The following is a 13,712-nucleotide window of genomic DNA, read 5'->3' as shown; positions in this document are numbered from 1 at the left end:
GCCGGGGCCGGGGCCGGGGTCGGGGACGGCGCCTGTCCGTACGATCCGAGCGACGACACGATGATCGCGGCGATGAACACCACCGACTACGAGATGTCCAAAGCCTGTGGGGCCTACGTGCTGGTCCGTGCGGCGAACGGTGCCTCCGTTACGGTCCGAATCACCAACGAATGCCCCCTGCCGTGTGCACCTGGGCAACTCGACCTCAGCGAACAGGCCTTCGCCGAACTGGCCCTCACCTCGACCGGCCGACTCGCTGTCATCTGGAGCCTGTTGAGCCCCTGCACGCCGGACACGATCTCGGTTCGCTTCCCCGAACGGCAGCGGGTGCGGCGGCGCGATCAGGCACACCGACATCTACGGAGAACGACTGACCATCAACGGGATCGCCCTGCGGCCGGACGTCGTGGTGTACGAGCAGCTGTGCGCCGAACTCGGCGAAGGACCCGTGGACGCCGCTCTGGCCTGGCCCTGGCGGCGAGGGCCCGGAAGTCTGAGCCTGGTAGCCGTGCCCGGGCCGAGACGGCCGCGTCGCGTTCAGTCGAGCGGGACGCCCGTCTCCTCGGCCAACGCCCGCAGCAGGCGGTCCTGGAAGGCCTCGTCGTGGACGGCGGGGTGCGGCTGTTGCATCCGGCGGTGGTACCAGTACCCGCCCGTGGTCCGGGCCTCGGGTTCGTCGCTGACGGCGAGCCACTCCTGGGTCCGATGGCCGAGTTCGAGATCGTCCGGCGCGTCCGCACCGCCCATCCTGGTCGGCACCCAGCCGGGATCCACGGAGTTGCTCAGCACCTCGGGCCGCAGGCGGGCCACCGCGGCCGCGAGCGTCGTGACGAACAGCTTGCTGTCGGCGTACGAACCCGCGCTTGCGCCCTGCCAATTCACCCCGGCGAGCGAGGGGCGCCCGCTGAGGTGCGAGCTGCTGCTCAGATACACCATGCGGCGCGGCCCGGGCAGCAGGGCCGTCAGCAGGTACGGCGCGACGACGTTGACGGGCATGACGGCCCGGCCGCTCCATACCCCGGCGTTGTGGATGACCGCGTCGAGCGGCTTGGCGTCGTTCAGTCTGGCGGCGAGGTGCCGAACGGCATCGGGGTTGGCGAAGTCGCCCACCACCAGATGTGCCCCACGGTTGACCAGGGCATTGAGGGCCGCGGCCCGCTCCCGGTTTCGGGCGTGCACCACCACATCGTGCCCTGCGGACAGCAGCGCATCCGCCGCGGCGAGGCCAAGGCCGTCCGCTGAACCGGTCACCAGGAGCCGACTCACGATTGCTCCTCCTTCTGCTAGTTCCTGCACGATCCCGCGTAGCGAGCCGCACCGGCGCGGTCAGTACGGCACGTGATCTTCGTCGAGTGCCGGAGTCCCTGGAGTCCCACCTTCAGGGCAAGTCCCTGCCGTCGGCGGGTTCTGTTTCCTGCAGTCGGGTCGCTGCCCAGCTGGCGAGGAGTTTGAGCCGGTCCTCGTCAGGGGTGCCTGGCTCGGCGGTGTAGATAGTCAGGGAATGTACCTCTCGAAGAGAGATGGGCAGGTCCAACGGCTGGTAGACGAGTTTCAGAGGCCCGGCATCAGGGTGGTGAAACTGTTTGACCCCACCGTGGTGGATGCGTACGTCGTGGGCGGCCCAACGGTTGCGGAACTCGGCGCTCACCGTGCACAGCTCACCGACCAGCTCGCGCAGCGCCTTGTCGTGCGGGTAGCGCCCGGCCTCGGCGCGCAGGAGGGCGACGGTGGCGCCGAGGGCGCCGTCCCAGTCGACGACGAAGTCGGGTGCGCCGGCGTCGAGGAACCAGTACCGGGCGAAGTTCGGACGTCCGCGTTCGTCCGTGGTCTCGCTGTCGAACAGCGGCGCGAAAAGGGCGCGGGCCAGCGCATTGGTGGCGACGATGTCCAGGCGGCCGTTGGTGACGAACGCCGCGGACAGTGTCATGGAGTCGAGCAGCCACTGGACGCGGGGCGGGATGTCGACGGCCTTGCGGCGGCGAGGCGTGCGGCTGGGCGGCTGTGCGGCCCTGGCCAGATCGAACAGGTAGGTGCGTTCGTCCTCCTCCAGTTGCAGCGCGCGGGCGACTGCGTCGAGGACGTCTTCGGACACGCCGCTGATGTGGCCCTGTTCCAGACGTGTGTACCACTCGGTGCTCACGCCGGCGAGGACGGCGACCTCCTCGCGCCGCAGTCCCGGAACCCGGCGCCGGCCGCTGGTGGGCAGCCCGACCTGCTCCGGGGTGATCTTGGCACGCCGGGTGGCCAAGAAGTCACGGATGTCGGCGCGGTTGTCCGGGAGGCGTTCCATGCCTTCCACGCTACGGCCCTCACCCCTGGGAAGGGGGGTTGAGCTTGTACCCCCGATAAACGCAGCCTCCCGCGCCTGCGGCAGAAGCGGTTTCGTGGGATCGCACCCCGATCTCGATCTGCTGCGGAGATGAAGCATGACCACGCGAGGAGGCACTCTTCACGCCCCCGCCGACCTACGGGGCGGTGGCCACGGGCACCCGCCCACCCGGCTTCCGGTCGTCGTACACGTCCTGGCCCTGGGCACATTTTTGATGGGCACGACCGAGTTCGTGGTGGCGGGCCTGCTGCCGGAGATCGCGAGTGACGCGCAGGTCACTGTGGCCCGGGCCGGCCTGCTGATCACTGTCTTCGCGGTCGGGATGATCGTCGGCGCGCCGCTGATGGCGATGCTGACGTTGCGGCTGCCCCGGCGGCTGACGCTGGTCCTGGCGCTGGGGATTTTCGCGGCCGGGCACGTCGTCGTCGCTCTCAGCTCCAGCTTCGCGCTGCTCCTGGCCGCCCGGTTCCTGACCGCTTTGGCGACCGGCGCGTTCTGGGCGGTGGCCAACGTGGTGGCCGCGCGCGCCGCAGGTCCCACCGCGAGCTCCCGCGCCCTGGGCGTTGTGGGCGCCGGCGCCATGCTCGCCAACGTCGTCGGCGTGCCGCTCGGCGCTTTCGCCGGGCAGCTCATGGGCTGGCGGGGCCCGTTCTGGGCGCTCGCCGCCCTGGGGGCGGCAGCCATGGTGCTCATCGCCCGCCATGTCCCGCACGACGGATCCGGCCCCACGGTGGTGTCGGTCCGCTCCGAACTGTCCGCTGTGCGGAGCGGCCGGCTGTGGCTGGTTCTGGCGGCATGCGCGACCACTACTGGCGGCGTGCTGTCGACGTACACGTACATTTCGCCGCTGCTGACCGACCGGGCCGGCCTGGCCTCCGGGCTGGTGCCGCTGGTCCTGGTCGGCTTTGGCGTCGGCGCCCTGACGGGCTTCCTCATAGGGGGCCGGCTGGGAGACCACCGCCCGTACGTGACGACCATCGCTGCCGCTGCGACGACGACCATCCTGCTGCTGGCGATCTGCCTGCTGTCCGGATACGCGGCACTCACGATTGTGCTGGTCGCCCTGTTGGGGCTGTTCGGTCTCGGCGTCAACCCGGTGCTGATCTCGCTGGGAGTCCGCTTCGCGGGCCGGGCTCCCACTCTGGGCTCCGCCCTCACCGTCTCGGCGTTCAATCTCGGCACGGCCATCGGCTCCTGGAGCGCCGGCCTTGCCCTCGAATCCTCGTTGGGAGCCACGGGCCCCGCTGCGATCGGCACCGTCATCGCCGCTCTCACGCTGATTCCCACGATCGCCATCGCGCTCACCCAGCGCCGCCGCCCGGCGGCGCACACCCCAGCCGCATCGGCGGCGGGGAGGCCGAGCCCGGGGCCGGACAGGTAGGCCCTTCGAGCGGGCTCGCCGGCGTGCGAGCCCTCCCAGCCGAGCAAGCCGTGGCACTGCCCGGCCTTCCTGAAAACGAACCGGCGCCTCAGGCGCCGGCACACAAGAGCAAGGAGACCCACCATGCGTGGAGTAGTCATGTACACCGCCGGCGACGTCCGAGTGGAGGAGCGCGAGGATCCGAAGATCATCGAGCCGACCGACGCGATCGTGAAGCTGACGGCGACCTGTATCTGCGGTTCGGACCTGTGGCCGTATCGCGGCATCGAGCCCGCCGATCACACGCTCATGGGCCACGAGTACGTGGGCCTGGTCGAAGAGGTCGGCGCTGCGGTGAAGACGGTCAAGCCCGGGGACTTCGTGGTCGGATCGTTCGTCATCTCCGACAACACGTGCGAGATCTGCCAGGCCGGGTTCCAGTCCAAGTGCGTTCACGCCGAGTTCGTCCACGCGGGGATCGGCACCCAGGCCGAGAAGGCCCGTATCCCGCTGGCCGACGGCACCCTCGTCGCCACGCCGGGACAGCCCGATCCGGAGCTGATCCCCGCGCTGCTGGCCGCCTCCGACGTCCTGGGCACCGGCTGGTTCGCCGCCGTGGCCGCGCAGGCGGGACCCGGCAAGACGGTCGCGGTCGTCGGCGACGGCGCGGTCGGTCTCATGGCCGTCCTCGCCGCCAAGCAGCTCGGCGCGGAACGCATCATCGCCATGTCCCGCCACCCCGAGCGGGAGAAGCTGGCCCGCTACTACGGTGCCACCGACATCGTGGAGGAACGCGGTGAAGAGGGCATCGCGAAGATCAAGGAACTCACGAACGGGCTCGGCGCACACTCGGTCATCGAGGCGGTCGGCACGCAGGAGTCGTTCATGCAAGCTGTCGGCGCCACCCGCGGTGGCGGGCATCTGGGCTACGTGGGCGTGAACTACGACGTGAGCATTCCCGGCATCGAGCTGTTCTTCGCCGGCATCCACACCCTCGGCGGCCCGGCCCCGGTACGCCGGTTCCTGCCCGACCTGATCCAGCTCATCTGGGACCGCGAGATCGACCCGGGCAAGGTCTTCGACCTCACCCTGCCCCTCGACCAGGCGGCAGAGGGCTACAAGGCCATGGACGAACGCCGCGCCACCAAGGTCCTTCTCACCCTCTGACATGCCTGCCCATGAGCTCTGGGGCTGCTCCGCGCCACGGTGAAGGAGCGACCCCCGGCAGGCATCTGCCTGACCCACCCCTGCGCGGTCGGCGGAAGGCATTGCCGCTGGTCCAACGATATTCAGAGACTGAAGACGTGCTCCGCCCGGTCGCGGCCGGTGGCGTGCACATCGGCAGTGGCCCCCCGGTCCAGTGACGCACTCGTCATCAGGGGGAAGCACTGTCCTGCTTGTCTCAACACTCACGCCGCAGGTGAGGCGACGTAACCACGGCTCGGCCCTTGGGGGGCGAGAACGATCGGGGGAGGAAAGTCTCCCTGCCACGGGCGTCACTGGCGCTGCCGGACTGCCCGCATGACCGGCCGCGGCGGTGATCCGCACGGTCGTACAGGTCCTGCGGCGACGACGGTCCCGCCTCCTGCCGTGCCGCTGCGCGCGGCGTGATCCGTCCTCGATGCGAAGGCTTACCCATGTCCACTGAAGTCCCCGAGTCCGCCGTTCCACCCCCTGCCGGAGCCGATGAGTCCTCGCCGGCCCCCAGCCGGCGCACCTTCATCGCCACCACCACCGCGGTCGGTGGTGCCGTCGTTGCGGGTGGTGTGATCGGCGGGACATCTCTTCTCGGCCAAGAGGAGGCGTCCGCCGCCGGTACGGTGCCCTCCAGCCGTGTGTCCCTGACGGTGAACGGCGCCCGGCGGACGGTGACGGTCGACAACCGCACCTCGCTGCTGGATCTGTTGCGCGAGCACTTCGAGCTGACTGGATCCAAGAAAGGCTGTAACGCCGGGGCCTGCGGGGCGTGCACGGTGCTTGTCGACGGGCAGCGGGTGAACTCCTGTCTGACCTTGGCAGTGCGGTTGGAGGGCGTCGAGGTCACCACGATCGAGGGCCTGGCCGACGGCGACCAACTCCACCCGCTGCAGCAGGCATTCGTCGACCACGACGCCTTCCAGTGCGGCTACTGCACCCCAGGCCAGATCATGTCCGGGGTGGGCTGCATCAAGGAGGGGCACACCGGTTCGCCGCAGGAGATCCGGGAGTGGATGAGCGGCAACATCTGCCGCTGCGGCTGCTACGTGAAAATCGTGCGGGCGGTCGAGCAGACCGCCCGCGGGAAATGAGGCCCGGCCACCATGTACCCCTTCTCCTTCACGAAAGCCGCCAACACCCGTGAGGCCCTCAACGCGGGCCGCAGCGGCGGTCGTTACATCGCCGGCGGCACCACCCTCGTCGACCTGATGCGGGAGACCGTCGAGCGTCCCGAGACCCTCGTCGACATCAGCGACCTGCCGCTGCGCGAAGTCAGTGTCACCGAGCGGGGCGGGCTGCGCGTCGGCGCCCTGGTGAGTATGGCCGACGCCGCCGCCCACCCCAAGGTGCGCGCTCTGTATCCCGTCATCTCTCAGGCGCTGGAGCTGAGCGCATCCGCGCAGCTGCGGAACATGGCCACCATCGGCGGCAACATCATGCAGCGCACCCGCTGCACGTATTTCCGCGACGTGAGTGCCGACTGCAACAAGCGCGAGCCCGGCTCGGGTTGCGCCGCGCTGAAGGGCTTCAACCGTACGCACGCCATCCTCGGTTCCTCCGACGATTGCGTGGCCACCCACCCCTCCGACGCCGCCGTGGCCTTCGCGGCGCTGGAGGCGAGCGTCCACCTGCTGGGCCCGGACGGGGAACGCAGCGTCACCTTCGCGGACCTCCTCCTCAAGCCCGGCGACACTCCGAACCGCGAACATGCCCTCCGGCAGGGCGAGTTGATTACCGCAGTGGAAATCCCGTCGCTGCCGCGCCCACTGAAGTCCGGCTACTTGAAAGTGCGCGACCGGCAGTCCTACGAGTTCGCCCTGACGTCGGCGGCGGTGGCGCTGCACGTGCGTGGCGGAGTGATCCGGGAGGCGAAGGTCGCCGCCGGGGGAGTGGGCACGGTGCCGTGGAAGCTGTCCGCCGTCGAGCAGGCCCTCACCGGCGAGCGTCCCTCGGACCACCTGTGGGCCGAGGCCGCCCGGCACGCGGCCGACGGCGCCCGTCCCCTTCAGCACAACCGGTTCAAGGTCGAGCTCCTGACCCGGACCGTGGAACGCCAGCTGCGCACCGTAGGAGGCACGAAGTGAGTCCCCAGCCACAGGCCGCCGTCGGTGCGCCACTGTCGAGGGTGGACGGCCCGCTCAAGGTTACCGGCAAGGCGCTGTACGCCGCCGAGTTCGATGTCGACGGAGCGGTACACGCGGTCATCGTCGACGCGAGCATCGGACGTGGCCGCATCACCTCCATCAACACCCGTGACGCAGAAAGGCACCCCGGGGTGCTGAGGGTGATCAGCCACCGCAACGCGCCGAAACTGCCGTACCGCGACAACTCCGGCTCCAACAACCCCCCGGGGCGCCGGCTGCGGGTCTTCCAGGACGACCGCGTGCTCTTCCACGGACAGCCGGTCGCCGTCGTCGTCGCCACCACGCTGGAAGCCGCCCAGCACGGCGCGAGCCTGGTCGAGGTTGGCTACGACGCCGAACAGCCCTCCACCGACCTGCACAAGGGGAAGCCGGGGAAGCCGACGACCTACGCACGCGGCGACGCGGATGCCGGACTGAGCGACGCGGACGTACGCCTGGACCTGACGTATCAGTTGGCGCGCAACCACCACAACCCGATGGAGCCGCACGCCACCATCGCCCGCTGGGACGGCAACAAGGTCACCGTCTGGGACAAGACCCAGTGGGTGGTGGGTACCCACGACGAGATCGCCGCGGTGTTCGACCTGCCCGCGGATGGGGTGCGGGTCATCAACCCGTTCGTCGGGGGCGGTTTCGGCAGCGGGCTGCGCTGCTGGCCGCACACGATCGTCGCAGCCATGGCCGCGCGGGAGACGAAGCGCCCGGTCAAGCTCGTGCTCAGCCGCCGCCAGATGTACTTCGGTACCGGTTTCCGGCCCTCCTACGAGTACCGGCTGCGCCTCGGCAGTGACCGGCGGGGTCGGCTGTCCGCCGCGGTCCACGACATCGACGCGGAGACCTCCTCGTACGAGACGTTCACCGAGGGGGTCATGGTGCCCGGGCAGATGCTTTACAGCATGCCCCACGTCAGCCAGGCCTACCGGCAGGTGCCGCTGGATGTGAACTCGCCGATCTGGATGCGCGGGCCCGGCTTCGCGTCGGCGTCGTTCGTGATCGAGTCGGCGATGGACGAACTGGCGCACAAGATCGGTATCGACCCGATCGAGCTGCGCCGGCGCAACGAGCCGTCCGAGGACGAGGGGAAGAACCTGCCGTTCTCGACCCGGCGGCTGCGGGAGTGCTACACGGTCGGTGCCCGGGAGTTCGGCTGGAACCGCCGCAACCCCAGGCCCCGTTCGAAGCGTGACGGGAACTGGCTGGTCGGCATGGGGATGGCGGCCGGCGTCTACGATCCCGGGCGTTTCCCGGCGGAGGCCCGGGCACGCCTGGATGCCGATGGAACCGCTGTGGTCGAGTCGGCCACCAGTGACATGGGGCCGGGCACCTACACCTCCCAGACGCAGGTCGCCGCAGACGCGCTCGGGCTGACCATGCGCACGGTGACTTTCCGGCTCGGCGACTCCCTGTATCCGCAGACCGGCCCGCACGGCGGCTCGGCGACCATGGCCAGCGTCGGCACCGCCGTCGTCGACGCCTGCAACCAGGTACGCAAACAGGCGATCAAACTGGCCGTCGAGGACCGCGAGTCGCCGCTGTACGGGGCGGATGCCGGCGATGTGGTCGTACGTGGCGGCCGGCTGCACGTGCAGGGCACTCCGTCGCGCGGTGAGACCTACCGTAGCCTGCTGGCCCGTCACAACCGCTCCCACCTCGAAGCACGCGGCAGCTACACCGGGCCGCCGACTCCCGAACGGGAGTCCTACGCCGCCTATAACGCGACGTTCGCCGAGGTCGCGGTGGACGCGACGCTGGGGCTGGTGCGGGTGCGGCGGATGCTCGGGGTGTACGACGCGGGCCGCATCATCAGCCCCAAGCTGGCCGACAGCCAGGCGATCGGCGGCATCGTGGGCGGCATCGGCACGGCCCTGCTGGAGCACACGGTCACCGACCACCGTGACGGCCGGATCGTCAACGCCAACCTCGCCGACTACCTCGTGCCCGTCAACGCCGACGTCCCCCAGGTCCGGGCGATCTACCTTGACGGCGAGGACAACTCGGGCAACGCGCTGGGGGTGAAGGGGCTCGGCGAGGTCGTCCAGGTGGGTGTGGCGGCCGCCATCGGCAACGCGGTCTTCAACGCCACCGGCCGCCGGGTCCGTGAACTGCCCATCACCGCCGAAGCGTTGCTCTGAGCCGAGTGTCCGGGGCCGCGGCGGAGCGGCCCAGCGGCCCCGGGCACTCCTTCCACGTCCGGCAGTCGGTCCCCCCGTCCGGCTGCCGGACCTGTCCCGGGCCGCCGCCGCGTGATGATGCCCCCCATGGCGCGGCGGCGGCCCCTCATCCCTTGCACGAAGGACCCGTTCATGCTGAACATCGCGGACACACTGCACCGTTGGTGCCGCGAGGCACGCCCCTTCGCCCTGGCCACCGTCGTCGACGTGACCGGCAGCGCACCGCTGCCCATCGGTACGTCACTCGCGGTGGACGCGGACGGCAACGCGGTCGGCAGCATCTCCGGCGGCTGCGTCGAGGGCGCGGTCTACGAACTGTGCCGGCAGGTGCTCAGCGACCGGGGCGATCCGCAACGCGCCTGGTTCGGGTACTCCGACGACGACGCCTTCGCCGTCGGACTGACCTGCGGCGGCGAACTCGACGTCCTCGTCCAACACATCGATCCCGCCCTCCAGCCGCACCTCGCCGCCGCTCTCGCCGACGTCGTCCAGGGCCGCCCCACCGCCGTGGCCCAGGTGGTGGCCGGTCCCCGTAACCTCATCGGCTCCACCCTGAGCGTCCTCGCCGACGGCAGCGTCACTTACGGCACCCTGGACGGCGGGCCGACGGACAAGCTGGTGGCCCAGGAGGCGCAGGCCCTGCTGCGGGCCGGACGTACCACCCGTGTCACGGTCGGCGGGAACGGGGACGGCTGCCCCGAACCGCTGACCGTCCTCGTCCACGTCCACGCGTCCCGCCCCCGCATGCTGATCTTCGGTGCAGTCGACTTCGCCGCCGCACTCAGCCAGGCCGGCCGCTTCCTCGGCTACCGGGTCACCGTGTGCGACGCCCGCCCCGTCTTCGCCACGCCCGCACGTTTCCCGTACGCCGACGAGGTCGTGATCGACTGGCCCCACCGTTACCTGGCACAGATGGCTGTGGACTCTCGCAGCGCCGTCTGCGTCCTCACCCACGACGCCAAATTCGACATCCCGCTGCTGCAACTCGCCCTCGGTCTGCCGGTGGGCTATGTCGGCGCGATGGGCTCCCGACGCACCCACGACGAACGTCTCCGCCTGCTGAGCGAGGCCAACGTTTCCGAGGAACAACTCGCCGACCTGCACTCCCCGATCGGCCTCGACCTCGGCGCCCGCACCCCCGAGGAGACGGCCGTCTCCATCGTCGCGGAGATCATTGCCCACATCCACCGGGGCACGGGCCTGCCCCTGTCCCAGGCCACCGGACCGATCCACCGGCCGCTTCCCGCGCCGTAGTCCGGCCACGGCCCGTTGAGGGAAGAGGCGGCAGGTCCGGGCCGACGGCCGACAAGTCGCCACGGAAGCGTTCGACCTGTGGAAATGGCCATTCCCCAGACGCAGCGATAGGTCCCCAGAACGCAGGCTGTGCCGCTGACCTCCAGCGCCGCCAACACCCAGGGTGGCCGGCGCACCGCCTGCCAGGTCTCTGCCGGGACAAGTGAATTCTTCATCCATAAAGCGGCAGCTGTGAGAAAGAAGAGTCACTGTTCCGCCACGCATCAGGGAGAAATTCCTCCCCCTTGCAGAATGTCCGCGCGGTGCGATGCTCTACGGCGACCCCACCCCGCGGCGGTCGCATGTCGCCTGAAAAGAGAATGCAACCGAACGCCACCCACACCCGACGGCCGACCCCACAAGCCGCCATCCGTCGTCCTAGTGCTGTCCGCCGGGACATTCCTCATGGGCACCACCGAATTCGTCATCGCGGGTTTGCTGCCCGAGATCGCCGACGATCTGAATGTCAGCGTCTCTCAGGCAGGTCTGCTGTCGCAGCGTTCGCGGCAGGCATGATCGTCGGGGCGCCGGCGATGGCGATCGCGACGCTGCACCTGCCGCGATGCTCCTCGCGCTCGTCGGCTTCGCCCTGGGCCACCTGGTCGCCGCGCTCAGCTCGTCTTTCGCGCTCGTGCTCGCGGCCCGCGTGGTGACCGCGCCGGCCACCGGGACCTTCTGGTGCGTCGGCGCGAGCGTGGCCACGACCGCGGCGGGCCCGGCAGCCACGTCACGGGCCCTGGGCATGCTCCTGGGAGGTCTGACCGTGGTCACGGTGGCCGGCGTACCGCTGGGCGCGTGGCTGGGGCAGCTGTCGGGCTGGCGCGGGCCGTTCTGGGTGCTGGCCGCGCTGTCGGCCGGCGCGGCGGCGGTCATCGGCCGGTACATCCCTGCCGACGAGCGACGCGAAGCGCCTTCTGTCCGGGCCGGGTTTGCTGTGCTGCGGGATGTCCGAATCTGACTGATACTCACTGCCATGACGCTGCTGATGGGCGGTGTCGCCGACCTGTGGAACCGCTTCGACGTCAAACCAAACGCCCCGGACCCCAAGACCTTCCACCACCCCGACGTCGGCGACCTCCACCTCGGCCACGAGTCGATGTCGCTGGAGCACAGCCAGAAGCAGCGGTTCGTGGTGTTCTTCGCCCAGCCGGGTTCCTCCGACCACGACAAGCTGATCCTTCTCGACGCGGAACACGATGAGCTGGGGCTCGACGTCGAGGAGGGACGGTTGTCCCGGCGTAGGTCGGCCGACTGAGCAGCAAGGGCCAGCCCCTCAAGGCGTGGCCCCGCCGCAGGCATGCTCAGTGGGTCAGGGCATCGCGCACGAGTGCGGTGTCGACGAACTGTTCGAAGCGCACGATGAGTCCGCCGCGTACGACGAAGTGGTGCGCGACGCGGACGTCGATCGACTTGGCGGTGGACTTGTTGACGGCGGTGTAGCGGGCCAGGACGACGACATTCTCGCCGTCGACGACGTAGGTGTCATCGTGGGCAGTCCAGTCGTCCCAGTCCTGGCCGAGCTTCTCCATCACGTTGGACGTGACCCCGTCGGGGGTGCGGTAGGTGCCGGCGAGGGGGAAGCCGGCCATCTCCGTCCACTCCACGTCGGGGGCAAGAGTGGCGCGGAGGGCTTCGAGGTCACCGGCGGCGGAGGCCAGGTACTGGCGGCGTACGACATCCGCGGGCGCCGTGGATTCGGCGAACTCGGCCATGGTCAGCCCCACTTCATCTCACCCTTGGCGACCTTCGCACCGATCTGGGCGGCGATCAGCATCCCGTTGTCGGGGTAGCGGTTGACCAGTGCCTCGGTCAGCGCGGCGCCGTCGGCCGCCTTGCCGAGTTCCTCCTCGAAGGCGAGCAGGTAGTCGCGGGTGGCGGTGATGGCGGAGGCGTCGGCGGCGGTGTCGGGCAGGCGGTGGCCGGGGACGACCAACTCCGGCTTCAGGGCGGCCATTTCATCCAGGAGGTCGACCCAGGACGCGCGGTCGTCCGGGGTGGGGGTGTCGGCGACCCAGACGTGCTCCTGCTGGAAGAGCAGGACGCCGCCGAGGAGCGCGCGGTGCTCGGCCTGCCAGAGGTAGTGGCGGTCGGGCAGGCCGGCCGGGCCGCCCTTGAGCTGGAAGCGGTGGCCTTCGAGGGTGAGGTCGCCGGTCAGCGGGGTCAGGTCGACCAGGCGAGTGGGCAGGTTCGGGCCGAGGGCCTCCCACGCCTTGAGCTTGCCCTCGTAGGAGTGCCGGATGTGCTCGATGACGATCGGGGTGGCGACGAACGTCGCGTCGGGGAAGGCGTCGGCGATTACTTCCGCGCCGAAGTAGAAGTCCGGGTCGGCGTGGCTGACGAACACGGTGGCCAGCCTCTTGCCGGAGTCGAGGATCTCGGCGGCGAGGCGGTGGCCGTCGGCGCGCGTGAAGGCGGCGTCGACCAGCAGCGCCTCCTGCTCGCCGGTGATGAGCGTGGCGGTCTTGTTCTTGCTGCCGGCGGGGAAGTCGAGGTCCAGAATCTTGAAGGCGAGCGTGGTCATGCGGGGCTCCTTGAGTGGGACGGGGTGGGAGATCAGGCGGCCACGGCCGCGAGGCGTACGTCGACCTCGTCGGCGGTGGCGTGCCCGTGGGCCAGGGGAGTGACGGAGTCGCCGTCGACGGCCAGCAGGGTGGGGAAGCCGGTGACGCCCAGCGCGGCGGCGCGGCGGAAGTCGGCATTGGCGGCGGCCTGCGTCCCGGGTGCTGTGAACTCGGCGAGTACGGCTTCGGCGTCCAGCCCGGTCGCCTCGGCCACCGTCCGGTAGGTGGCGGGGTCGGAGAGACTCAGGCCGTCGACGTAGAAGGCGTGCTGGAGGACCGTAGCCAGCTCCGCCGCGCGATCGGGGGCGGTCTGGCGCAGAGCGGCAACGCCGCGGGCGGCGGCCTCGGAGTCCATGACGAACGAGCCGTCGGCGATCAGCTGCTCGTAGCCCTCGCCGAACTCGGCGCCGGTCAGCTCGGCGATCTTGGCGTTTGAGCCCTGGACGTAGCCGAACTCGCGGATCGCCACCCGGCGCGGACCGACGAACAGACCACCCGAGACCACCTCGACCGGCAGTTCGGGGTGGCGGGTGGTGACCTCGCGCAGTGTTCCGGAGAATCCGTGCGACCAGCCGCAGTATGCGTCGAAGACGTAGACGAGCTTCATGGATGACCTCGCAGGCGTTTCTTGCCCACCTGGCGTGAGCATTCGTCTGA

Annotated in this window: 13 protein-coding genes and 1 pseudogene; 9 read left to right on the top strand and 5 right to left on the bottom strand. The window is 69.9% G+C overall.

From position 1 onward, the window contains the following. Positions 1-409 (top strand): annotated as a pseudogene (locus tag AOK17_RS48470) (expansin EXLX1 family cellulose-binding protein); the annotation flags it as partial. Between the two features lie 128 nt (positions 410-537). On the opposite strand, the gene AOK17_RS15395 reads toward AOK17_RS48470, so the two are convergent. Then, positions 538-1,266 carry an SDR family NAD(P)-dependent oxidoreductase gene (locus tag AOK17_RS15395; RefSeq protein ID WP_055613025.1) on the bottom strand — a complete coding sequence of 243 codons (729 nt, stop codon included), beginning with the start codon at positions 1,264-1,266 and terminating at the stop codon, positions 538-540. 112 nt (positions 1,267-1,378) lie between these two features. Further along, the gene (locus AOK17_RS15390) at positions 1,379-2,290 is read right to left on the bottom strand and encodes a helix-turn-helix domain-containing protein (RefSeq protein WP_055613024.1); all 912 of its coding nucleotides are present in this window, start codon (positions 2,288-2,290) and stop codon (positions 1,379-1,381) included. A 136-nt stretch (positions 2,291-2,426) separates the two neighbouring features. Here AOK17_RS15390 and AOK17_RS15385 point away from each other — a divergent pair, with 136 nt between their 5' ends. The 8 genes from AOK17_RS15385 to AOK17_RS15350 all read left to right on the top strand — a co-directional run bounded on the left by AOK17_RS15385 (position 2,427) and on the right by AOK17_RS15350 (position 11,749). After that, complete coding sequence (locus AOK17_RS15385) at positions 2,427-3,710, top strand: MFS transporter (protein WP_079053038.1); 1,284 nt, start codon at positions 2,427-2,429, stop codon at positions 3,708-3,710. Positions 3,711-3,833: 123 nt separating this feature from the next. After that, on the top strand, positions 3,834-4,856 hold the full coding sequence (locus tag AOK17_RS15380) for a zinc-dependent alcohol dehydrogenase family protein (RefSeq protein WP_206190764.1): 1,023 nt from the start codon (positions 3,834-3,836) through the stop codon (positions 4,854-4,856). Positions 4,857-5,326: 470 nt separating this feature from the next. Then, positions 5,327-5,977 carry a (2Fe-2S)-binding protein gene (locus AOK17_RS15375; RefSeq protein WP_055613022.1) on the top strand — a complete coding sequence of 217 codons (651 nt, stop codon included), beginning with the start codon at positions 5,327-5,329 and terminating at the stop codon, positions 5,975-5,977. 12 nt (positions 5,978-5,989) lie between these two features. After that, complete coding sequence (locus tag AOK17_RS15370) at positions 5,990-6,970, top strand: FAD binding domain-containing protein (RefSeq protein ID WP_055613021.1); 981 nt, start codon at positions 5,990-5,992, stop codon at positions 6,968-6,970. Then, positions 6,967-9,162: a xanthine dehydrogenase family protein molybdopterin-binding subunit gene (locus AOK17_RS15365; RefSeq protein WP_055613020.1), complete on the top strand. Its 2,196-nt coding sequence runs from the start codon at positions 6,967-6,969 to the stop codon at positions 9,160-9,162. Before AOK17_RS15370 ends, AOK17_RS15365 begins: the two co-directional genes overlap by 4 nt. 171 nt (positions 9,163-9,333) lie before the next feature. Further along, positions 9,334-10,455 carry an XdhC family protein gene (locus AOK17_RS15360; RefSeq protein ID WP_055613019.1) on the top strand — a complete coding sequence of 374 codons (1,122 nt, stop codon included), beginning with the start codon at positions 9,334-9,336 and terminating at the stop codon, positions 10,453-10,455. Between the two features lie 601 nt (positions 10,456-11,056). Next, positions 11,057-11,452 (top strand): MFS transporter, encoded by a 396-nt coding sequence (locus AOK17_RS52230; protein ID WP_055613018.1) that lies wholly within the window; start codon positions 11,057-11,059, stop codon positions 11,450-11,452. 15 nt (positions 11,453-11,467) lie between these two features. After that, positions 11,468-11,749, top strand: coding sequence for an MmyB family transcriptional regulator (locus AOK17_RS15350; RefSeq protein ID WP_055613017.1), 282 nt, complete (start codon positions 11,468-11,470; stop codon positions 11,747-11,749). A gap of 46 nt (positions 11,750-11,795) precedes the next feature. Here the strand turns inward: AOK17_RS15350 and AOK17_RS15345 are convergent, their stop codons facing one another. The 3 genes from AOK17_RS15345 to AOK17_RS15335 are packed head-to-tail and all read right to left on the bottom strand — an operon-like array spanning position 11,796 to position 13,662. After that, on the bottom strand, positions 11,796-12,206 hold the full coding sequence (locus AOK17_RS15345; RefSeq protein WP_079053037.1) for a nuclear transport factor 2 family protein: 411 nt from the start codon (positions 12,204-12,206) through the stop codon (positions 11,796-11,798). A gap of 2 nt (positions 12,207-12,208) precedes the next feature. Further along, positions 12,209-13,015 carry an MBL fold metallo-hydrolase gene (locus tag AOK17_RS15340; RefSeq protein ID WP_055613015.1) on the bottom strand — a complete coding sequence of 269 codons (807 nt, stop codon included), beginning with the start codon at positions 13,013-13,015 and terminating at the stop codon, positions 12,209-12,211. Between the two features lie 32 nt (positions 13,016-13,047). Beyond that, positions 13,048-13,662, bottom strand: coding sequence for a DsbA family protein (locus AOK17_RS15335; RefSeq protein WP_055613014.1), 615 nt, complete (start codon positions 13,660-13,662; stop codon positions 13,048-13,050). Between the last annotated feature and the right edge of the window lie 50 nt (positions 13,663-13,712).

Source organism: Streptomyces phaeochromogenes (assembly GCF_001418655.1).
Classification (GTDB): Bacteria; Actinomycetota; Actinomycetes; order Streptomycetales; family Streptomycetaceae; genus Streptomyces; species Streptomyces phaeochromogenes.
The sequence above is the reverse complement of the archived record's forward strand: the minus strand, read 5'-3'. Positions and strand labels throughout refer to the sequence as shown.

Bases quoted from the DNA above. Each gene is read 5' to 3' on its own strand.
- AOK17_RS15385 (WP_079053038.1), top strand. From the start codon at position 2,427: ATGACCACGCGAGGAGGCACTCTTCACGCCCCCGCCGACCTACGGGGC.
- AOK17_RS15370 (WP_055613021.1), top strand. From the start codon at position 5,990: ATGTACCCCTTCTCCTTCACGAAAGCCGCCAACACCCGTGAGGCCCTC.
- AOK17_RS15340 (WP_055613015.1), bottom strand. From the start codon at position 13,015: ATGACCACGCTCGCCTTCAAGATTCTGGACCTCGACTTCCCCGCCGGC.
- AOK17_RS15335 (WP_055613014.1), bottom strand. From the start codon at position 13,662: ATGAAGCTCGTCTACGTCTTCGACGCATACTGCGGCTGGTCGCACGGA.
- AOK17_RS15345 (WP_079053037.1), bottom strand. From the start codon at position 12,206: ATGGCCGAGTTCGCCGAATCCACGGCGCCCGCGGATGTCGTACGCCGC.
- AOK17_RS52230 (WP_055613018.1), top strand. From the start codon at position 11,057: ATGCTCCTCGCGCTCGTCGGCTTCGCCCTGGGCCACCTGGTCGCCGCG.
- AOK17_RS15350 (WP_055613017.1), top strand. From the start codon at position 11,468: ATGACGCTGCTGATGGGCGGTGTCGCCGACCTGTGGAACCGCTTCGAC.
- AOK17_RS15380 (WP_206190764.1), top strand. From the start codon at position 3,834: ATGCGTGGAGTAGTCATGTACACCGCCGGCGACGTCCGAGTGGAGGAG.
- AOK17_RS15390 (WP_055613024.1), bottom strand. From the start codon at position 2,290: ATGGAACGCCTCCCGGACAACCGCGCCGACATCCGTGACTTCTTGGCC.
- AOK17_RS15375 (WP_055613022.1), top strand. From the start codon at position 5,327: ATGTCCACTGAAGTCCCCGAGTCCGCCGTTCCACCCCCTGCCGGAGCC.
- AOK17_RS15360 (WP_055613019.1), top strand. From the start codon at position 9,334: ATGCTGAACATCGCGGACACACTGCACCGTTGGTGCCGCGAGGCACGC.